Annotated in this window: 22 protein-coding genes; 13 read left to right on the top strand and 9 right to left on the bottom strand. The window is 33.9% G+C overall.

The window, feature by feature from the left end:
• The first annotated feature begins 68 nt into the window (after positions 1-68).
• The 5 genes from VLB80_04570 to VLB80_04550 all read left to right on the top strand — a co-directional run bounded on the left by VLB80_04570 (position 69) and on the right by VLB80_04550 (position 3,129).
• Positions 69-617, top strand: coding sequence for a hypothetical protein (locus VLB80_04570; GenBank protein ID HSC25459.1), 549 nt, complete (start codon positions 69-71; stop codon positions 615-617).
• Between the two features lie 268 nt (positions 618-885).
• Complete coding sequence (locus VLB80_04565) at positions 886-1,467, top strand: hypothetical protein (protein ID HSC25458.1); 582 nt, start codon at positions 886-888, stop codon at positions 1,465-1,467.
• Between the two features lie 266 nt (positions 1,468-1,733).
• The gene (locus tag VLB80_04560; protein HSC25457.1) at positions 1,734-2,030 is read left to right on the top strand and encodes a hypothetical protein; all 297 of its coding nucleotides are present in this window, start codon (positions 1,734-1,736) and stop codon (positions 2,028-2,030) included.
• On the top strand, positions 1,942-2,280 hold the full coding sequence (locus VLB80_04555; GenBank protein ID HSC25456.1) for a hypothetical protein: 339 nt from the start codon (positions 1,942-1,944) through the stop codon (positions 2,278-2,280). Before VLB80_04560 ends, VLB80_04555 begins: the two co-directional genes overlap by 89 nt.
• A 258-nt stretch (positions 2,281-2,538) precedes the next feature.
• Positions 2,539-3,129, top strand: a complete 591-nt coding sequence (locus VLB80_04550; GenBank protein HSC25455.1) for a hypothetical protein — start codon at positions 2,539-2,541, stop codon at positions 3,127-3,129.
• 66 nt (positions 3,130-3,195) lie between these two features.
• Here the strand turns inward: VLB80_04550 and VLB80_04545 are convergent, their stop codons facing one another.
• The 4 genes from VLB80_04545 to VLB80_04530 form a co-directional block, all read right to left on the bottom strand.
• Positions 3,196-4,509, bottom strand: a complete 1,314-nt coding sequence (locus tag VLB80_04545) for a tetratricopeptide repeat-containing glycosyltransferase family protein (GenBank protein ID HSC25454.1) — start codon at positions 4,507-4,509, stop codon at positions 3,196-3,198.
• Positions 4,502-6,220 (bottom strand): tetratricopeptide repeat protein, encoded by a 1,719-nt coding sequence (locus VLB80_04540; GenBank protein HSC25453.1) that lies wholly within the window; start codon positions 6,218-6,220, stop codon positions 4,502-4,504. Before VLB80_04540 ends, VLB80_04545 begins: the two co-directional genes overlap by 8 nt.
• Before the next feature lie 70 nt (positions 6,221-6,290).
• Positions 6,291-7,394, bottom strand: coding sequence for a GTPase HflX (gene hflX / locus VLB80_04535; GenBank protein ID HSC25452.1), 1,104 nt, complete (start codon positions 7,392-7,394; stop codon positions 6,291-6,293).
• A gap of 176 nt (positions 7,395-7,570) precedes the next feature.
• Positions 7,571-8,563: a hypothetical protein gene (locus VLB80_04530; GenBank protein ID HSC25451.1), complete on the bottom strand. Its 993-nt coding sequence runs from the start codon at positions 8,561-8,563 to the stop codon at positions 7,571-7,573.
• 223 nt (positions 8,564-8,786) lie between these two features.
• On the opposite strand from VLB80_04530, the gene VLB80_04525 reads away from it, so the two are divergent.
• The 6 genes from VLB80_04525 (at position 8,787) to VLB80_04500 (ending at position 13,000) form a co-directional block, all read left to right on the top strand.
• The gene (locus tag VLB80_04525) at positions 8,787-10,079 is read left to right on the top strand and encodes a signal recognition particle receptor subunit alpha (GenBank protein ID HSC25450.1); all 1,293 of its coding nucleotides are present in this window, start codon (positions 8,787-8,789) and stop codon (positions 10,077-10,079) included.
• A gap of 79 nt (positions 10,080-10,158) precedes the next feature.
• On the top strand, positions 10,159-10,467 hold the full coding sequence (rpsP, locus tag VLB80_04520) for a 30S ribosomal protein S16 (GenBank protein HSC25449.1): 309 nt from the start codon (positions 10,159-10,161) through the stop codon (positions 10,465-10,467).
• A gap of 9 nt (positions 10,468-10,476) precedes the next feature.
• Positions 10,477-10,710: a KH domain-containing protein gene (locus VLB80_04515; protein HSC25448.1), complete on the top strand. Its 234-nt coding sequence runs from the start codon at positions 10,477-10,479 to the stop codon at positions 10,708-10,710.
• Positions 10,711-10,725: 15 nt separating this feature from the next.
• Positions 10,726-12,030, top strand: a complete 1,305-nt coding sequence (locus tag VLB80_04510; GenBank protein ID HSC25447.1) for an RNA methyltransferase — start codon at positions 10,726-10,728, stop codon at positions 12,028-12,030.
• A gap of 74 nt (positions 12,031-12,104) precedes the next feature.
• Positions 12,105-12,512, top strand: coding sequence for a 50S ribosomal protein L19 (rplS, locus tag VLB80_04505; protein HSC25446.1), 408 nt, complete (start codon positions 12,105-12,107; stop codon positions 12,510-12,512).
• A 2-nt stretch (positions 12,513-12,514) separates the two neighbouring features.
• Positions 12,515-13,000: a hypothetical protein gene (locus VLB80_04500; protein ID HSC25445.1), complete on the top strand. Its 486-nt coding sequence runs from the start codon at positions 12,515-12,517 to the stop codon at positions 12,998-13,000.
• A 26-nt stretch (positions 13,001-13,026) separates the two neighbouring features.
• Here the strand turns inward: VLB80_04500 and VLB80_04495 are convergent, their stop codons facing one another.
• The 4 genes from VLB80_04495 to murC all read right to left on the bottom strand — a co-directional run bounded on the left by VLB80_04495 (position 13,027) and on the right by murC (position 15,779).
• Positions 13,027-13,422: a hypothetical protein gene (locus VLB80_04495; GenBank protein ID HSC25444.1), complete on the bottom strand. Its 396-nt coding sequence runs from the start codon at positions 13,420-13,422 to the stop codon at positions 13,027-13,029.
• A gap of 89 nt (positions 13,423-13,511) precedes the next feature.
• On the bottom strand, positions 13,512-13,850 hold the full coding sequence (locus VLB80_04490; GenBank protein HSC25443.1) for a hypothetical protein: 339 nt from the start codon (positions 13,848-13,850) through the stop codon (positions 13,512-13,514).
• Positions 13,851-13,897: 47 nt separating this feature from the next.
• On the bottom strand, positions 13,898-14,218 hold the full coding sequence (locus tag VLB80_04485; GenBank protein HSC25442.1) for a hypothetical protein: 321 nt from the start codon (positions 14,216-14,218) through the stop codon (positions 13,898-13,900).
• 154 nt (positions 14,219-14,372) lie between these two features.
• Complete coding sequence (gene murC, locus VLB80_04480) at positions 14,373-15,779, bottom strand: UDP-N-acetylmuramate--L-alanine ligase (protein ID HSC25441.1); 1,407 nt, start codon at positions 15,777-15,779, stop codon at positions 14,373-14,375.
• 184 nt (positions 15,780-15,963) lie between these two features.
• Here murC and VLB80_04475 point away from each other — a divergent pair, with 184 nt between their 5' ends.
• A complete protein-coding gene (locus VLB80_04475; protein ID HSC25440.1) occupies positions 15,964-17,634 on the top strand; it encodes a hypothetical protein in 1,671 nt (556 codons plus the stop codon).
• A gap of 6 nt (positions 17,635-17,640) precedes the next feature.
• Here the strand turns inward: VLB80_04475 and VLB80_04470 are convergent, their stop codons facing one another.
• Positions 17,641-18,036: a MerR family transcriptional regulator gene (locus VLB80_04470; GenBank protein ID HSC25439.1), complete on the bottom strand. Its 396-nt coding sequence runs from the start codon at positions 18,034-18,036 to the stop codon at positions 17,641-17,643.
• Positions 18,037-18,226: 190 nt separating this feature from the next.
• Between VLB80_04470 and yidC the strand changes: the two genes are divergently transcribed.
• Positions 18,227-19,765 (top strand): membrane protein insertase YidC, encoded by a 1,539-nt coding sequence (gene yidC / locus VLB80_04465; GenBank protein HSC25438.1) that lies wholly within the window; start codon positions 18,227-18,229, stop codon positions 19,763-19,765.
• The last annotated feature ends 2 nt before the right edge of the window (positions 19,766-19,767 follow it).

Raw genomic sequence — 19,767 nt, 5'->3', positions numbered from 1 at the left:
CTATAATGAAATGATTAGGATTGTGTAGGTGAAAGTTATCTATTTTTTTACACTTTAAAGGGTCGTTTATGAATATATTTCGTACAATTTCTCGTGTTTTAGTAGTTGCTGTGATAGTATTTGCTGGCAACGCAGTCGCAGGTCCGGAGGATTCTAGTTACATGAAATTTGGAAAAGGTATTAGGTTATCAGGATTGACATTTGTTGGTATGGCTGCAGCAAGCCAATTGTGTGAAAAAGATGCGTCATTACAAAGGGCTGGAATTGAAACCATTGGATATTTGTGTAATGGGCTCATAATAAAAAAGGAAAAAAAAGAAGAAGTAGAATCCGCGAGTGTGTTTATCGAAGGAATGGGTCATCTTGCTATTAATTATGGCATTCGCAAAAGTTCTGAAACGTTAAATAAAAAAGGTTATAATCTTGATTATGTAGCGAATATATGCGATAAATTGCCAGAATCAGTAGGTTATTTTATCAATCCTGCAGTAAGAACGGTTGCTGAAGGTGTGACACAACCTGAAATACTTACTAGTGCAATTATGTGTGTATTAATTCATTGTATTATTAAGCCTATCGTAGATTTTAATCCATGTGGTGGGGGTGAGTGCGATTAGAGTAGTGATATAATTATTTTGTTTTAAAAAAAAGAGGGGTTTTAAAAAAAACCCCTCTTTTTTTTTGCCTATCAATTTTTACTATGTTAGTCGTACAAAAATTTAGAGATAAAGTAAAGATGCATGAAAGTAGCTATACTTGTTTCAATTAGAATTGTTTGCTTAATGAATAGCCTTTTTATTTTTAACGCTTGATTTCTATAATGAAATGATTAAACTTATGCAGGTGAAAATTATCTATTTTTATACATTTAAAGAGTCATTTTTTATGAATATATTTCGTACAATTTCTCGTGTTTTAGTGGTTGCAATGATAGTGTGTGCTGGTAACGCAGTTGCTGGTGAAAACGGTAATAATTGGGGTTCTAAGATTAAAGATATGGGAAAAGGAGCATGTAAAGGGGCTGGCGAGACTCTAGATAACTATAAGGTTCAACTTGCCGCTTACTATTATATGGATAAAATGGTGCCCAATAAAAAAAAACATTTTGCAAGAGCTGGGATAAGAACATATGCTAGATATCTGGATGCACTATCAAAAAAGTGTAAAAAAATAAAAATCGATGATAAAGAAACGGTTTGTTCGGTGCACAGCCATCAGAGAGAGATGGCTTCATTTATTGTTGATCTTGCAATGTGTGAAATTGGCGACAAATTGAATGAAGCGGGTTATGGCATTGATTATGTTGTAGAAAAATGCGATAGGTTACCAGAAGGAAAAGTGAGAAATGCTGTCAACTATACGGTAAGAAATGTTGCAGAAACAGTTACAGAACCTGAAGTGCGTACGTTTGCTGCTATGTATGTATTGACTAATTTAATTATTCCTATGTTTACTGTTAAAAAATAATATAAATATTTTGTTAGTAAGATAATTAAAGACAAAAAGAGGGGGTTTATAAACCTTCTCTTTCGTTGTTTGTCTATCAGTTTTTACTATGTTAGTCGTACAAAAAATTTGAGATAAAGTAAGCAGGGGGCAAAGTTTAATTAATTCTATTATGGCTTCTTATTTATAGAGTAACTTCTTTATTTTTAATTATTAATTTATATAATGAAATTATTATAATCATATAAGTGAAAAATATATATTTTTTTATATTTAAAGGATTGTTTGTGAATACATTTCGTACAATTTCTCGTGTTTTAGTGGTCGCGGTAGTAGTTTTTGCTGGCAATACCGTTATTAGTGGACCGGAATCATCTGCTTTTAAGGTGTTATGGGAAAAAAGATACAAGAATGATGAGATAGGTATTGTGCAAAGTATTAGCGAATCTGGTTGTACTGGTTTAAGCATGCTTGTAGCAAGTAAATTGGACAAAGATGAGGATGCAAAAAAAAGCTGCCGTGGAAACTGTTGGATATATGATAGATGCAGGAATGGCAGTAAATTTCGATTTTACTTACGATAATTTTTTTATTCTTTCTATAAGTCATCTGCTTTGTAATTATGGTGTTCGTAAAACTACTAAGTTATTGAATCAAAAAGGATTTAGTTTTGATTCTGTGGCAAATAACTGTGATATTTTACCGGAAGCGGTAAAACCTATCGTTAACCCTGTTGTGAGATTTTTTGTTGAAGGAGTTACACATCCTGAAATGCTTACTTATCTATATTTAACACGATTGTTATTGTTAATGTGTAGCTTCGAAGAAAAATAAAAAAAAAGTTATAAAATAAGTCAAGAGGGGTTTTAAAGCCTCTTTTTTTTGTTTGCCTATCAATTTTTACTATGTTAGTCGTACAAAAATTTAGAGATAAAGTAAAGATGCATGAAAGTAGTTGTGTTTGTTCCAATTAGAATCGTTTACTTAATGAATAGCCTTTTTATTTTTAACGCTTGATTTCTATAATGAAATGATTAAACTTATGTAGGTGAAAGTTATCTATTTTTTTTTACATTTAAAGGGTCGTTTTTTATGAATATATTTCGTACAATTTCTCATGTTTTAGTGGTTGCTGTGATAGTATTTGCTGGCCATGCAGTTGCTAGTGAAAACGGTAATAATTGGGGTTCTAAGATTAAAGATATGGGAAAAGGAGCATGTAAAGGGGCTGGCAAGACTCTAAATAACCATAAGTTTCAATTTATTGCACAACAATACATGGATCAACTAGTACCTGATAAAAAGAATTATTTTAAAAGAGCTACCATAAGAGCAGGAGCTAAGTTTGCAGATTTACAATTAAAGAGATATGAAGTAATTAATAGTAATAAAGACACCGTAGTTCCACTGTCACATGTCAGCACAAAGGATGCGATTGATCTTGGAATTTCATTTGGTCTTGATCTTGCAATGTGTGAAATTGGCGATAGGCTGAATGAAGGAGGATATAACCTTGATTATGTTGCAGAAAAATGTGATCGACTACCAGATGGAAAAATAAAAAATATTGTTAATCCTGCAGTAAGATTTGTTGCAGAAAAGGCTACAGAACCTGAAGTGCTAACGGCTGCTGCTATGTATGTATTACATAACTATATTATTCCTAATTTTACCGAAAAATAATATAATTGTTTTTGTTATAAAAGAATAGTAGGAGGGGTTTTTTAAAGCCCCTCTTTTTTTGTTGCTCTATTTTTGTGCGATTATTTGCTGTAAGTCTATTTTCACACGTTCCATTACGTTTTGCCAATCAAATGGGTAGTGCTGTTTAAAAATGCGAACGGTTGGATACCAGTATGAATCGGTACGATGGCAAATCCAGCGCCAATCTGCAGTTGCATAGGGGTGAAGCAGCCATACATTCGCACCTAAAGCGCCGGCAAGGTGTACAATTGCTGTATCAACGGTAATAATAAGATCAAGATTTTTAATAATAGCAGCAGTATCCATGAATGAACCTGCCTGCTCATCAAGATTATCAAAAACATGCAGCGCAAAGTTTGGTGATAGTGTTGTGAGTTGTTCAATTCCATCATATTTTTGTAAACTATAAAAACTTATGCCATCAATTACGGCTAGTTGTTCAAAACGTTCAAGTGGACATCCACGGCGGGCGATAGGCAGTCGTGAGACATCATTGTGTACATTGGCTTGCCAGCAAATACCTACTTTAAAGTTTGTGTCAGCTGCAAGTTGTTGTTTCCAGTAGGTGACTAATGCTGGATCAGCAAAAATGTAAGGAATAGCGTTTGGTACGGTGGTATTAGTATCAGAAAAAATTGCAGGAAGGCTCATCATAGTTGCATCTGCATCATACGTTGGCAATGCTGTAGTGTGAGGAATTAATTGATCAATGTATGTGCAGCGGGAAAGAAGTGGAATGAGTTGCTTTTGACATGCAACAATAACGTCGGCACCCATTTTTTTGAGACGCTGCGCATAACGTACAAAAAGAAGCGTGTCGCCAAGGTCTCCTTCAGGTCGCAATAAAATTTTTTTGTGTGCTATCGTATTGTTCTGCAATAGTGATCGTAATGTATACCCATTTTTTCCGCTTTGTATAAGATATCGTTCGTGCTGTTTCCAGCCGAGTTCAAAATTGCCTTGCGTTATATAAGCAAAACCAAGAGCAAGCTGCGCTGGTTCATAATCAGGGTTTGTCTGAATTATTTCTTTGTACAATATGGTTGCAGTATCTAAGTCACCCATTGTTTTATACGTAAATGCCTTGTTGTAGAGAGCGGGTAATGCTAGAGGGTGTATTTGTATAACACGGTCGAATGATTCAATTGCATCTTGACCTTGTCCAAGGGCAAGGTAGCAACAGCCAAGATTAAATAGTGCTGATACATCATACGGATTGTCGCGTGCGATCTGTTTGTAGCATGCAATAGCTTGCGCAAACAGCTCGTTTTTTTGATGATAGAGAGCAGTTTCAATTGTTGGTATTGCGTGCGTTATTAATGGGAATAATGTTAAAATTAGTATTATTTTTTTATGCATGATTAATTCCTTCAATATGTATTTTGAGTTCTTGAGTAATTTCTGCAATCAATGTTTTCCAATCTCCTGGCGTTGGTTGTTTAAAAAGACGGGTAACTCCTGGATACCATGGAGAATCAGCGCGGTTAATCATCCAGCGCCAATCGGCTGGATTAGGAAGCATAATCCAGGTAAGAACACCAAGCCCACTTGCAAGATGAGAAATTGATGTATCAACGGTGATAACAAGATCAAGATTTTTAATTACCGCAGCTGTATCCATAAAACGACCATTGCTTTGATCAAAGTCACCATCAAATGTAATAATGTTCATGGTTGATGGTAGATCTTGCAGTTGATCTGTCCCGGTTGTCTTTTGCAAACTATAAAGGGTGATGCCAGGAATTTTGCTGAGTGGTTCAAATTCCTTTGGGTGAATTGATTTTTGCGCTACGGTTGCGCGTAATAATGGGGTTGCATAATTATCATTACCTTGCCAGCAGATACCAATTTTAAAATTTTTATCGGTGGCTAATTTTTGTTGCCATTGTTCAGTTAGATTTTCATCGGCATAAAGATAAGGAATATCACAAGGAATGGTATCAAGATCTGTTTTGAGTGTATAGGGTAACGACATAATGGGCGAATGAACATCAAAGTGTGGTGGAGTTTCATTGAGCGAAATAACCATATCTATATATTTACAATGTTTTATGAGATCGACAAGAGGTTTTTGCACAGCCGCAATAACGATGCCATTTTTTTCCTTTACCAGTTTTGCATAGCGAATAAATTGAAATGTATCTCCAAGACCTTGTTCTGCGTGAAGTAAAATTGTTTTTCCTTGTAAATCAGATCCATCCCAGCGTGGTTGTTTATACGTACGTAGTGATCCTTGATCAGGGCGATTGTAGCGCCACTCATAGCCATGCCATCCTTTTTCAAAGTCTCCCATTACCAGGTAAGCAAGGCCACGACTGAAAAGCGTTTCTGCATGATTGGGGTTGATTTCAAGAGTTTTATTATAATAATAAAGCGCTTGATCTAGTTGGCCGATTTTTTTGAATGTGAATGCAATATTATATAAAATTGATGGGTTGTTTGGTATTTGGCGATTAAGTTCTTGGTAAAGTGTAAGTGCTTCATCAAGTCTGTTGACTAAATTGTATACATTCCCTAGTTCAAATCTTAAATTAATATGATGAGGTTCAATCTGAAGTCCTTCAGTAATTATTTTTATTGACTCATCAAAATAATGTTTATCATTGCAGACGCGCGCAAGTAGCAGCCGTGCATCTGGGTTATTTGGTTCGATGGCAAGCGCTTTTTTTAAAGGTTTAATCGCATCATTTGCTTGCTTAACATCAATCATGATTTTTGCAATTTGGACATATGCACGATAATGATCGTTTTTGTGAGATATGGTTTTTTTGTATGCATACAGCGCTTCAGAATATTTTTTTATATGATAAAGCGCTTGGCCGAGATTAAAAAAAAGTTGTGCGCACGTTGGATTTAAAGCGAGTGCTTGTTTATAAAATGCTATTGCCTCTTCATACTGTTCTGTAGTGAAAAGTTCATTCGCGTGTTTGCAGAGCTCGGTAAAAGATTGGTAATTAACAGGGTGGTGAGAATTCTGTTCAATAAAGTCAGGTGAGGTTGCATAGCTTGTTGGCGCATTGCATAAAGATGTTATAACTATTGTAAATATTAATTGACGCAATAGCTTCATAGACAGGTCCTTTCTTGTGTTTGTATGTTTCAGTTGTTATACACAAGAAAGGAATAATAATCAATGTAAATTAATGAGGCATCCAACCTTTGATGTAGTGTATAAGTGGAGCAATACCTTTTTTTGAAAGTGATGAAACAATAACATGTGGTTCATATCGTTCTAGAGCACCAATTAATAATGTAGTATCGATTTTGTCGGCTTTATTAAATACATATAACATGGGTGTTTCAACTTTTAAATCTGTTAAAATATCATGAACAATACGAATATGATTTTCCCATCCAGAATCAGAAATGTCGATGACATGTAATAGTAAATCGGCGTGATGCAATTCGGATAATGTAGATTTAAATGCGTCTATTAATCGTGGAGGAAGTTGCTGAATAAATCCCACCGTATCAGAAATAGTACCTTTTTTATTGCCGTCGATAAAAAGTGAGCGAGTTGTGGTATCAAGTGTTGCAAATAATTTATCTTCAGCGAGTACATTGCTATTGGTGAGTATGTTAAGTATGGTTGATTTTCCTGCATTGGTGTATCCAATAAGACAAAGGTTAGGTTCACCACTGCTGAGACGTTGTTTGCGTTGTGTTTCACGTGCGCTGTGCATTTTATTTAAATGCCTTTTAAGTTGCAAGATACTGTCTTCGATGTGACGAGTTTCTTTTTCTTTTGCAGTTTCGCCAAAACCACCTCTAACGCCAATTGCACCGGATTGCTGACCAAAATGAATACCTTTACCAGATAGTCGTGATTTTTTATGTTGTAGTTGCGCAATAGCAACTTGCATTTTTCCTTCAGCAGTATGAGCAGATTTTTCAAAAATTTCTAGAATAAGCTCAGTTCTATCAAAAATATTACAATCTAAAAGTTCGCTTAAATTGCCTGCTTGGCGGGATGAAAGAGTTTCAGAAATAATAACTTCCTCAATTTCATGTTCGTCACAGAAAGTTTTTATTTCATCACGTTTGCCTTTGGTTAAAAAATATCCCGGATCAATTGTGCGAATTTTAATAAAAAGTTCTTCTGGATCATGCACTTCATTAGTTCGTGCTAAATTGCGAAATTCCTCAAAATACGATTCCATGTTGATGTTGTAATGGTCAGGAGTCTGTATTCCAAGTAATAATGTTTTTGGATGAGTAACGGTGGTTGTTGCTTGTTTTTTCATACATTTTTACCTTCTTGCCATGGCACGGATCTATCGTATTATTCTTTATAATTATAGCATAAATGATTTTAATGTGTATAGTGCGCAAAGTTGACTATGCGCGATTGTTAGGTATACGGAGAGAAAACTAAAAAAATTATTTTTTTTGCAAGGATAAACATTAAGATTTTAAGGTTTTAAATTTTTTTTTCAAGGCGATGGATTCGTCGTAAATCGCTGGGGTGAGATGATCTCATATGAAAGACAATATCCATAACAAGCGGTTTGGCAAAGCAATTTTTAGGCAATATCTTCATGGCAAAAAGTTGTGGTTTTGTAAATTGGTCGTCTTTATGAGATAAAATAATATCATGTAATGATGCACGTTCTTTTATAATGTTTATACATTCTAGATACGCTTCATGACGTTTTTTAGAATCATTTATGTGAGCTTGTAACACTTTTTTTTGAGAAGGTATGCCATCATCAGCTTTTAATTCCTCATATTTTGCGTAAAAATTCATGTTCATTATGTTATAAATTGTAAAGAAGGTTACTCCTCCGCGCGCCATTTTTAAGGTGTTTTTTAAAGCAAAATGTTGTTTAAAAGTCGGGAATAATTTGTGCGTAAAGCGCGTTAACAAAGCGGAAGTTGTAATGCCACCGACAGTTCCAATGCTTGCTTCATACATAGGGACATATTTATTGCTACTTCGTATGTTGTGGGCTATCTCATGGTATAATATGGATTTGTGTCTATTGAGCTGTTCTTCTTCTTCAGATGTTAAGGTTGTTTTGGCTAGTAAAAGTTCTAAATCAGTAGCTTCTTTATTGGGAATAAAAATAATATGTTTATTTGTGTCAGTATTGTAACTGTATGCTTTATCATTAAGAATGACTTTTACATCGTTGATTTCTTTTTCCTTTGCAATATGTGTAACGAAGTTTATTATTGATTCAGGTGCGTTTGATTGAACATTTTTGAGATTTTTTGCGCGTAGATCAGCAGGATTTAATAATGTTGCATTTGCTAATGGACTAAATGTGAACAATAATTCTATTGATGAACATGCAGCGGCTATCGCTCCTTTTGTAATTGCTCTCATAATATTGTGCATGCAAAAAGAGTTGCTTACTTGTGTTGCAAAGGCTAATGTGATTAATAAGTAGATAGTGCGTATTATTTTCATAATTGTACTCCAAATTGCTTTTTACTGTTAGGTGTGCTTATTATTAATAATAATTCAATTTGAAAAAATGTCAATAAATTAATATAGTTATATAGTCGGCAAAAAATATTGATATATTAGTATTGGTTTTACGTTTTTTTAGAAAAAGTTTGATATTTATGATAGGATAACATAACAAAATAAAATAAATTATTTTTTATCTTTTTCAAAAAGGATTTTTGATATGTTTGATTTTCTTTCACAGAAATTTTCATCACTTTTTTCTGACCTTGAAATTACCAAAAAATTGACGGAACAAAATATTAAAGATGCTCTTGAAACTGTCGAGCAAGCGTTACTTGAAGCAGATGTTCCTTATGGTGTTGTGCAAACATTTATTATATCAGTAAAAAATGATGTAATTGGACAAAATGTGGTTGGGACGTTAAAGCCGGCAGAACAATTAATGACGATTGTTCACAATAAAATTGTTGAATTTCTTGGTGGTGATGATAGCGCGTCTTCATTTTCTCGTCCATCAACAGTCATGGTAATGGGTTTGCAAGGTTCAGGTAAAACAACAACGATTGGTAAATTAGCGCATAAGATTAAGCAGGATGCCTTAAAACTTGGAATGGTAAAAAAAATCTTGGTTGGATCAATAGATTTTTACCGTCCAGCAGCGATCGACCAGCTTGAAGTTTTGGCCCGCCAAGCAGACGTTTCTTTTTATAGAACTAATAGTAATGATCCAGTTGCAGCAGCAAAAGAAATTTTTTCTTTTGGTAGCAATAATGGTTTTGACGTTATTTTATTGGATACAGCAGGTCGTTTGCATATTGATAATAGTATGCTGCAGGAATTACAAGAAGTTGATGCATTAGTGCGACCAGCATATAAAATGTTGGTTTTAGATGCAATGACTGGGCAAGAGTCGCTTGCTATTGCAAAAGCTTTTGATGACATAATAGGGTTTCATGGAGCTACATTGACTAAAATGGACAGTGATACGCGTGGTGGAGCAGCTTTTGCGTTTAGATTTATATTAAAAAAGCCCATTGTTTTTGTTGGTGAGGGTGAAAAAGTCACTGATCTGAATTTCTTTTATCCTGATCGTGCCGCAGAGAGGATGTTAGGTAAAGGTGATATTCGCACACTTTTAGAGCGTGCAGAAGAAAAAATTTCTGCTACTGAACAAAAAAGAGCAGAAAAATCATTACAGGATGGATCGTTTTCATTGCAAGACTTTGCCGATCAAATGGAGTTGATGAATCGTTTAGGTTCTTTTTCCCAATTATTGCAATATATTCCTGGTATGGGTGTTAAAGTTTCTCCTGAAATGGTGCAAAAAGGAGAAGTTGAATTAAAAAAATTTCGTGCAATCATTTCTTCGATGACATTAAAAGAACGTCTTAATCAAGGTATTATTGATTATTCACGGATGCAACGTGTTGCTAGAGGAGCCGGAGTAACGGTATCAGATGTAGCAAATCTTTTGAAACGCTTTGAAGAAATGAAGCAATATGTTAAGCTATGAAATAAGTTTAAGTCTTTATAGGGCTTAATTAATCTGATAATGTATATATGTTTTGTTTTTTTATTAAGGATTTCTTTCTATGGCAGTTAAAATTCGTTTGTCCCGAATCGGAACAACAAATAGACCATTTTATCGAATTATAGCAACTGATGCACGTAACAAAAGGGATGGGGCGATGCTTGCAAATGTTGGAACATATGATCCTGTGGAAGGTATTGTTGTTCAGTTTCATGAAGATATTTATCAAGCATGGTTATCAAAGGGTGCAATCGCGACTGATTCAGCAAAAAAAATCTATCGTTTGTATAAAAAATCTGGCTTATCACCAATAATTGAAGCAACAGCTGTAAAAACAGTTATAAAGAAAACTGTTGAAGAAGCGGTATAAGGCATAGGTATGATAAGAGAATTGGTAATTTTTGTAGTGCAACAATTAGTTTTGTATCCACAAGATGTTATTGTTACATTTACTGAAAAAGAGGATATTGATCTTCTTGAAATTAGAGTAGCTTCAGAAGATCGAGGCCGTGTTATTGGAAAGGAAGGCCATACAATTAAATCTATACGAGCTTTGATTGATGCTGCCATGCCTAATCATAAAAAAAAAATTATGCTTGAGCTTTCTCGGTAAACTATTATTAATGCAATGAATATATCAATTCTTACTGTTTTTGATCAGCTATATGCGCCATTTGTGCATACAAGTTTAGTTGGGCGCGCACAAGAAAAAGAGATTGTACATATACATGTGCAATCATTTTTTTCGTATGTAGAACCGAAAGAGCGGATTGATGCACCTACATTTGGTCCTGGAGCTGGAATGTTAATTCGTCCTACGGTTGTTCAAAAGGCAATCGAGGATAAAGAGGCGCGGTATGGTAAAGCATTTAAAATTTTCTTTTCCCCTCGTGGTGAAAAGATTGATCAACGTATGTTTGAACATATTGCTGCTCAAGGACAAAAATGTGGTCATATAATGATTATACCTGCACGTTATGAAGGAATGGATGCGCGGGTAGAAGAAGAGTATGCAGATTTGGTTCTTTCTGTAGGGGATTTTGTTATTATGGGTGGCGATGTCCCTGCAATGCTTCTTCTAGAAGGTGTGTTGCGTTTAATACCAGGTGTAGTTGGAAAAGAAGAATCAGTGCGTCGAGAATCATTTAATGGCCCATTTGTTGACTTTCCTTCGTATACCGAGCCAGTTGAGTGGAAGGATAAGCGTGTTCCTGATGTGATTCGTTCTGGAAATCACGGAGCTATTGAAGAATGGCGTAATGATCATGCAGTGCAAAAAACAGTTAGGGATCATTTTGCGTGGTTGCGTTCTCAGAAGCTTACGCTAGGGGATAGGCAGCTTGCTTATTGTTATATTCCACATCATTATGTAGCATTGATGCATAGTGATGTGCTTATTGGAGATGAAAGAAAGCCTGGCGTAACATCGGTAACATCAATTGATATTCATGATATTGCGCGTTCGTCAAAAACATATGGTGTTAAGGAATTTTTTATTGTAACACCATTGCTTGATCAACAAAAAATTGTGAATACAATGCTTGATTTTTGGAAAAAAGGGATTGGTTTTGAATATAATAGATGTCGCTATGACGCCATCCAGCTTGTGCAGATTGGTGGATCATTTGATGAGATTGTTAAGAATATAGAAGAGAAAGAAGGCAAAAAACCGCTTATTGTTGCAACATCAGCACAGGTAACAGGGTTACAACAAGTTATTTCTTTTGGTGATCAAAAAAAAGTATGGCAAGCTGATAGGCCAATTTTAATTCTTTTTGGCACAGGACAAGGACTTTCATCAGCAATAATTGAGCGCAGTGATTATGTTTTATTGCCGATTGATGGATTTTCTGATTTTAATCATTTGTCCGTTAGATCAGCTGTAGCTATTATTCTTGATAGATGGTTAGGTATTAATCAGCAACGAATTTGAGAAAGGTTGCTGTAATACCATTTTTACGTTATATTTAAAAATATTTATATAAACAGGTTGAAGAGGAATCTCGCATGAAAGCAACATTTTATACAAAAGAAACAATTCGCAGTATTGGTATGCAAAATCGTGAATATCCAGCATTTGGTATTGGTGATATGGTCGTTGTATCTCAAAGTATCAAAGAAGCAGGAAAAGAACGTTTACAAGCATTTCAGGGCAATGTAATTGCTATGCATAAAAAAGGTATATCGAGTACTTTTATCGTACGTAAAATAGCAGATAATTCAATTGCTGTAGAGCGTATTTTTCCTTTCTTTTCTCCACTTATTAAAGAAATAAAAGTACTTAGCAAGGGGGATGTACGTCGTGCTAAATTATACTATCTTCGTAAAAGAATTGGTAAAGCTGCGCACGTCAAACAACTTGTTGAAACAAAAATTTCAATTGCTAAGCGTAAAGCGACACTTGCTTCTGAATAATTATGAATTCCAAAACAGAGGATGTGGTTAGAGCGAAATTTTTTATAGTAATGTTTTGTTTATTATTGTTACCTTCTTGTACAAAACGTTATAAATGTCATCAACCAATTACTCATGATGTGGTGATTGATAATTGCTATAGTAAAAATCTTGCTATCGTTGTTCAACAGGAAGCAATGCTTGTTGATATTTCAATCCCTTTTTACAATGAACGTATTATACCGGTGTCTTGTGACATTTCCGAATCTGATACATTAGTGTTTGGTTATAGAAGTCCCCTTTCTTGTACTCAAGCTATTGATTTTTTTAATAATCAGATGGAGCGATCAGGTTGGAAGCATCTGGTTTCTTTTAATGGCGTAGAAACAATTATGCAGTTTGCAAGTCCTAATCGATATTGCACTATTGTTATTAAAAATTCTACGTTACCACTTAATTCAGATATTTTTATCTATATAAAAAGAGCAAGCATACATGCTTGCTCTTAAGTAGGTGGTTTGGGATGAGTGATTTTTTATTCCTGCGGTAATGGTTGCCGTGGGAATTGTTGTTCTTGTAACTGTTGTCGTAATGCTGCATTTTCCTTTGCGAGATTTTCATTTTCCCGCTTTATTGAACTGTATCTAGGATGTCTATATCTATTTCGATATCTATTGTCGTAATAATAATCATCATCATATCGACGATGTCTATTATGTGCTGCAGTAGATAGAAGACCTACACCAGCTCCTACGCCCGCTCCGATGGCGGCTCCTCTTCCTCCTCCAGCAACGCCACCGATAAAAGCGCCAGTTGCGGTAGATCCTAGGACTCTTCCTCCATCATCATCATAGTAAAACGAATGAATAGGAAGGTTGGTAAGTGCTATGCAGGTGAAGATAAATAACGTTATTTTTTGTATGTTTTTCATAGTTTATCCCATTTTTTCTCATTAATTGATTTCAATAAGGCCTGGCTTATATCACCAGGCCTTATATATTCTTAATTTACGTTGGTAATTTACTGTAAATTATCTTCATTGCTACGGTCATAAGGATCGTAGGTGTTTTCATCATCTGCGTAATCGTCTCGGTATTTTTTTGGTTGTACGCCACGACGATTCTGTCGCATTTCTTCACGTTCTTGTTGTTCTTCCGCTTTACGTCTGCTGTGACCACCAAGAGTGAGAATATTTGCAGCAACATCGCCCGCCCCTTCTACTGTATCTCTTACTGGTCTATATCTTCTATCACAACGACGGTACCCTGCTTCATCCGTATAACATTCTCTGTAATGCGCTGAAATAGCGGACGCAGTTGTAATCGCGATAAGCGCTATGATTAGTGTTGTATTTTTCATGATAAATCCTTTATGTAGTGATGTTTACATCTTTAATTTTTGGATTTTTATTTTTTAACTGACGTTGTGGCACCTTCATAGTAACTATTAGCATATCTTTTGGGATATTTATTTTGTTGAATATCTTTAGTTGGCATTGTTGCTCCGCCATAATAGCCACTTGCGCGATTTTTGGTATTTATTGTATTTTCATCTACTGGCAGGGTTGTATCATATTCTTCATCGGGCGTTGTTCCTTGGTATGTTTTATTGCCACCCATTTGTGTATTCGGGACGTATTTCCCTGTTTTTTGATCCCAATAGCCGGCAGATATAGCTGAGGTTGCAGCGATAGTGATAAGCATAAGAATGATTTTTGTGTTTTTCATGAGAATCTCCTTTTTTGCTTTTTTGTATTTTGACAAAAAGCTTATAGTTAAATATTTGTTTATTCTCTATAATATTACAAATAGAAACAGGAAAAAGGCAATGGTTTAGCATGTTTTTTAGCTAAAATAAAGTGAAATGATTGATTTGATGATTTTATTGGACGGTGAGTTCGTGCCCAATTATATGAACTTTTCCTGCTCCAAGAAACAAAACAAGGTCATTTTGTGTAACGGAATCCTTTATTACTGCTTTGATTTGATTAAAATTGTCTTCAAAGGGGACATAGAGAATAGAAAATGAAGGACTCAGTGATTGTAGCTCTTCGGCAAATAGTTTGCTACTTATGTTGTTAATTGGTTGCTCTCCTGCAGAATAAATATCGGTAATTATTAATGTATCAATATTGCTTGCGATAAAGATAGCGAGAAAATCTGACCACAATTTTTGTGTGCGGGTATAGCGATGTGGTTGAAATACAACAATAAGTTTATTTTTTGTGCGTTTGCGTGCAATGATGAGGGTTAATTCAATTTCTGTTGGATGATGACCATAGTCGTCAAAAAGTTCAGCATCTTTATAAGTTCCTAAAAATGAAAATCGTCTTTCAACACCACTAAAAGATGCTAAACCTTTTTTTATTATAGTAGAATCGATGGCTAGTTCTTGTGCAAGCGCAATCGCTGCCAAAGCATTATAAACGTTATGAATACCAGGAATTGGTAAGATGATATTATCAATAAGGAGTGAGTTGTTCTGTGTATATACGCTAAATGATGAATGATCTGGTGCTAATGTAATAGTACGTGCAGAAAAATCTGCTGGATGATCTATACCATATGATAGTGTTTGAACGTTGTGAATTGGTAATAATGACCGAATGTTTTTATCATCGATACAAATGATTGCTTTACCATTGTAGGAAATATTGTTGATAAATTGTTGAAAGCTGCTTTTGATATCGTCTAAATCGGTGTATGTTTCGAGGTGTTCTAAATCAATATTGGTAATTATTGCAACTGTTGGGTGAAGTTCTAGAAATGATCGATCGCTTTCATCAGCTTCTGCTACTAACAAATTTCCATTACCTTTACGAGCATTAGAAGAAATATTTTTAAGTTGTCCACCAATAATTACTGTAGGATCACGTTGTGCTTCAATCAATAGATGAGAAATGAGAGATGAGGTAGTTGTTTTGCCATGCGACCCACTAATTGCAATGCTGTATTTAGTTTGCATAAGTTCTGAAAGCATATTTGCTCGGGAGATTGTTGGAATATTACGTGCTTTTGCTTGTTTTATTTCGGCCATTATTGTTGGTATTGTTGTAGCGTACATTGGTATATAGACAAGAATATCAATTGTTTGATCATCACATTGAGGTGAATTATTGTCGTGATATATTGAGCATCCTAATTTTTGTAGCTTTTTGACAGTATCTTGGGTTATGTCAGGATCACATCCAGAAATTGTATATCCTTCTTGTTGTAAAATGGTTGCAATTCCGCTCATGCCAATGCCACCAATGCCTACAAAATGAAAATGTTTTTTTTTCGTGTACATAAAAAAATAGTAATCCAATAGAGTAGGTTTAAGATAATGCATAGTAGTATGATACTGCATTTTTACGTAAGTAACAATTGTAAAAATAGATTCGTAAAGTTTTCTAATTGTGTAAAACAATAAATACGTTATGATATTTATGAATTTTGTTTTTTTGAAATAATGCAATATAGGTTTGATTGGTATGAAAAAATATATAATTATGGTGTTTTTATTAACGCTTCAGAATATTAATGGGATGAGAAAAGAAATAACACCATTTGTTTTTTCATTTGATGAAGAAAAATTATTAACACCATTAATTAGTCAGAATGTATCTTTTGAGACAATAGAATCAATTTTATCGAAAGATAATCATGATAAGGCTTTGCGGCTTGCAAAGCTTTTTTATAAATATCCGGATGGGTTTAAAAGTAAGGATTATGATAAAGAAAGAATAGATAATGAAATTAAGTGTTTTATTTCGGCTTGTTCATTGCAAAATTTGCCGGTTAAGACATATCTAAAAAGATTAAAAGATATTGAAGCAAGAGAATTTTTTTGCTCTGTGCATGATAACATTATTATTCGTGAGATTAGAAAAGAAATTTTTACTAACCTTTTACTGCAGCATGCTCAGCAATATTATGCGATGAGTAATATGTTAAAGTTTTATGATATGAGTGGCGATTCTGTTAGATCTACGCCTTATGCGAGAAGTATTTCTGAAGATTTCTGGAAATATCTTTTTTTGTCTGAATTAGTTCCGGCGGGTTTTGATGGTTCCAGCTATTCTTTAAAACAAGATAATAATAAGTTCAATATAATTAAAAAGTGTACGATTCGAAGTGAGTATGTTTATTATAATAAAAAGACGTTTGTTGTTTTAGAGAAAGATGGTGATGATGGTAATTTATATATACATATTTATGACGAAAATACAAAAAATTTATTTGAAGATCTTACTTTTAATTTTGGGAAAGAGAAGAAAAGGGGGGTGATTAATTTTTTGAACGATTATGATACTCGAGCTAAGAGTTTTTATCAGTTATTTAATGCTTTGGTTGATAATCTTTCGAAAAAAAAGAAAAAAAATAAGGCTATGAAGTTATTTATTGAAAGTTTAGTGAGTGTGCAAGGTTATAAAAATAAGCAAGTTATTTTTTCTAGTGAATTTAAAGGTCGTTCGACAACAATTCGTATTTTACTTCCTTTAAAAGAGGTTTTGTCGGTTGTTAAATATGATGTTAAGTTTTTTAATAGTCTTGCGCAAAGTAATGATAGCACATGTTTATTGATTGAATTTATACCTGACTTATTGCAAAAATGGCAAGATTTTCCAGAGGATAAGCGTAACATACTTAAATCTATCAATATAAAAATTAAAGATAAGGGGTCAACATTTGTTGATAAGATAATTTTTCATGGTCCATTGTTTTTAAATGCGTTAATGCCTGAAATTAGACGATATATATGCGATGTAGCAGCATCGTCAACGGGTTGTAATAGTTCTCTAGTGCATATCTTGGGGATTGTAGGTGAGTTTTTCGTGAGTTATACAATAGGAACAACTATTTTTCCATGGTTAGAGGATACATTTAGTTCTCATGTTCCTTCTATGCAAGCTTGTATCTCAGCTGAAAAGGTTAAGAAAAGAGGTCATCAAACATTAATTTTTTTTATAACAACAATTATTCATATGATGACATCATCACTACAAAATAAGTTTTTAACATTTCAATTGGTGCCTATTAAAATTTTTGCAATGTTGATGTATGTTGGAAGAGTATATATATATAATGCAACATACCCATTGGTTGATATGTGGAACTTAAGAAATGAACAATATTTTGCTTCTGATTTAAAGATATCGTAATAGTTTTTAGAGCATTTCTCGCAGCTTACGCAATTTATCCTTTAAATCGATAATTTGTTGAGAAAGATATTCAATTTTTTCATTTTCAGGTGATGATTTCGTCATTGTTTTAGTTGTTTCATCGATAGTTGTTTTTTGTGATGCAATGATTGATTCGCCTTTGTTAGAGAATTTTTCTTTTAATTTCTTTTTTGCACCAATAATAGTAAACCCTTCTACATAAAGAAGTTGTTTGATTGATTGAAATTTTTTGAGATCATTTTCATCGTAAAAACGTTGACTACCTTGAGAACGTTGTGTTTTTATATTAAATTCTTTTTCCCAAAATCGTACAACAAATCGCTCAAGTTCAAGTTTATTCGCCAGTTCGCCGATTCGGAATTTTCTTTTTTGCATTTTCATAATATTTGTTCCTTTTTTAAATTTTAATTTTTATGGCGTTGAATGCATGAGGGTGCTAGGTGAAAAATTATTTTTATGGTATCATCATAATACTGAATTAGTCAATTCCAAGTTATATTGGTTCTGATATTTAATATCATAGTGATTGGTTATTAATGATTTTTTCAATTTTATTATATGGGGCGCGTGTATGAATATTAAGGAATTGGTTATACCAATTAGTTTTGCTTTTTTGAGCGTGTTTGCATTGAATTATTTTTTTTCTGGTAATACAAGTAAAGATGCTGTTGAATCAAGTTTTGTAGTTCCAAGAGAAAAAAAGGCATACAAACCTTTGAATGTAGAAGTTGATTTTTATGATCAAAAACGTGTTGAGCCATCGCAAGTAACAATTTGTGACACAGAATGGGCAAACTTACTATTTTCAACTGATGGAGCATCGCTAGAAAGTATTGATTTCAAAAGAGAGCTCAATGGCCAACAAACAACTATACGTACGATTTTTCCCGTAATTGATACAGAACGTTCGGAAAAATGTTTTTTGGTTGCGTTAGATAATGCAACTCCATTTTATTATACACTAGTGTCATCAGAGAATAATGAAAATGCATATGAATTAATTTATGTTGCAGGGAATGATGAATGTGTAATACAGAAAAGATTTGTTATTGATAAGCATAAACCAAAAATTGATTTATCACTCGAAGTTGCTCCAAAAAATGAAAATTATAATGCGATAGAATCGCGTATTTTTTTTCCAGCACCATTTGTGCCAGATCTTAAAGAAATTGATATTATTTCATCAATTTTAATTGATCAAGCTGATACCTTTGCAAAGACTAATGTTAATTCTCTTGATATTCATCGAGGCTGGTTTACGCCAACAATGTTCGGTATTGATAATCGATATTTTATTCATGCATTAATTCAAGATTCAAATCACTTTGCGCAGCGAGCCTATTATAAATTAGAAGAAAGAACCCGTTTGTTTTCAGTACTTGAAGGACCGGTAGTAACTGAAAAAACATCTTGGACATTATCATTCTATTTTGGACCTAAAGAGCTTAATGCACTTGCGGCGGTTGATGCCCGTTTAGAAAAAACGTTAGATTATTCTGGTATACTTTCATTTCTTGCCAAGCTGATGTTATATTTATTGAATTGGTTATATAAATATTTACATAATTATGGGTTGGCTATTATAGCATTGACCTTTCTTATTCAACTTTTACTGCTCCCTGTTTCGTTACGTAACAATGAAGAAAAATGGAAAAAACAGCAAATGGAATATCAGCGACAGTTAGCGTATATTGAGCAGCGATTTAAAGATAAGCCAGAGCAGTTACTTGCTGAGCGTACTGAATTAATTCGTAAAAATGGATTGCCAGGATTTGGATGTTTATTGCCATTATTGCTACAATTACCAATCTTTTTTGCTTTAAGTCGCGTACTTTCTAGTTCATTTGAGCTGTATCAAGCACCAATGTTATGGATTCCTGATCTTTCATCTAAAGATCCTTTATATATTTTACCTGTTTTAGTTACTATTACTATGCTTATGCAAGATATCAACGGTGATTCTCAACAAAAGATGAGTAAGATAGTAATGGCTTTTGTATTTGGAGCTGTTACATCAAGTTTTTCAGCAGGATTAACATTATATATTTGTTTAGGTAGATTGTTTAGTTTTGTTCAGGCGAAATTAATGAGATATTTTAAATTGGTGTAATT

This window comes from Candidatus Babeliales bacterium, from assembly GCA_035455925.1.
Taxonomy (GTDB): Bacteria; Babelota; Babeliae; order Babelales; family Vermiphilaceae; genus SOIL31.
Note: the sequence above shows the minus strand (reverse complement) of the source record. Positions and strands in the feature narration are given on the sequence as shown.

Coding starts and splice junctions, on each gene's coding strand:
- VLB80_04555 (HSC25456.1), top strand. CDS start 1,942: ATGAGGATGCAAAAAAAAGCTGCCGTGGAAACTGTTGGATATATGATA.
- rpsP (HSC25449.1), top strand. CDS start 10,159: ATGGCAGTTAAAATTCGTTTGTCCCGAATCGGAACAACAAATAGACCA.
- rplS (HSC25446.1), top strand. CDS start 12,105: ATGAAAGCAACATTTTATACAAAAGAAACAATTCGCAGTATTGGTATG.
- VLB80_04510 (HSC25447.1), top strand. CDS start 10,726: ATGAATATATCAATTCTTACTGTTTTTGATCAGCTATATGCGCCATTT.
- hflX (HSC25452.1), bottom strand. CDS start 7,394: ATGAAAAAACAAGCAACAACCACCGTTACTCATCCAAAAACATTATTA.
- murC (HSC25441.1), bottom strand. CDS start 15,779: ATGTACACGAAAAAAAAACATTTTCATTTTGTAGGCATTGGTGGCATT.
- VLB80_04485 (HSC25442.1), bottom strand. CDS start 14,218: ATGAAAAACACAAAAATCATTCTTATGCTTATCACTATCGCTGCAACC.
- VLB80_04565 (HSC25458.1), top strand. CDS start 886: ATGAATATATTTCGTACAATTTCTCGTGTTTTAGTGGTTGCAATGATA.
- VLB80_04515 (HSC25448.1), top strand. CDS start 10,477: ATGATAAGAGAATTGGTAATTTTTGTAGTGCAACAATTAGTTTTGTAT.
- VLB80_04475 (HSC25440.1), top strand. CDS start 15,964: ATGAAAAAATATATAATTATGGTGTTTTTATTAACGCTTCAGAATATT.
- VLB80_04570 (HSC25459.1), top strand. CDS start 69: ATGAATATATTTCGTACAATTTCTCGTGTTTTAGTAGTTGCTGTGATA.
- VLB80_04470 (HSC25439.1), bottom strand. CDS start 18,036: ATGAAAATGCAAAAAAGAAAATTCCGAATCGGCGAACTGGCGAATAAA.
- VLB80_04495 (HSC25444.1), bottom strand. CDS start 13,422: ATGAAAAACATACAAAAAATAACGTTATTTATCTTCACCTGCATAGCA.
- VLB80_04530 (HSC25451.1), bottom strand. CDS start 8,563: ATGAAAATAATACGCACTATCTACTTATTAATCACATTAGCCTTTGCA.
- yidC (HSC25438.1), top strand. CDS start 18,227: ATGAATATTAAGGAATTGGTTATACCAATTAGTTTTGCTTTTTTGAGC.
- VLB80_04545 (HSC25454.1), bottom strand. CDS start 4,509: ATGCATAAAAAAATAATACTAATTTTAACATTATTCCCATTAATAACG.
- VLB80_04540 (HSC25453.1), bottom strand. CDS start 6,220: ATGAAGCTATTGCGTCAATTAATATTTACAATAGTTATAACATCTTTA.
- VLB80_04550 (HSC25455.1), top strand. CDS start 2,539: ATGAATATATTTCGTACAATTTCTCATGTTTTAGTGGTTGCTGTGATA.
- VLB80_04490 (HSC25443.1), bottom strand. CDS start 13,850: ATGAAAAATACAACACTAATCATAGCGCTTATCGCGATTACAACTGCG.
- VLB80_04500 (HSC25445.1), top strand. CDS start 12,515: ATGAATTCCAAAACAGAGGATGTGGTTAGAGCGAAATTTTTTATAGTA.
- VLB80_04525 (HSC25450.1), top strand. CDS start 8,787: ATGTTTGATTTTCTTTCACAGAAATTTTCATCACTTTTTTCTGACCTT.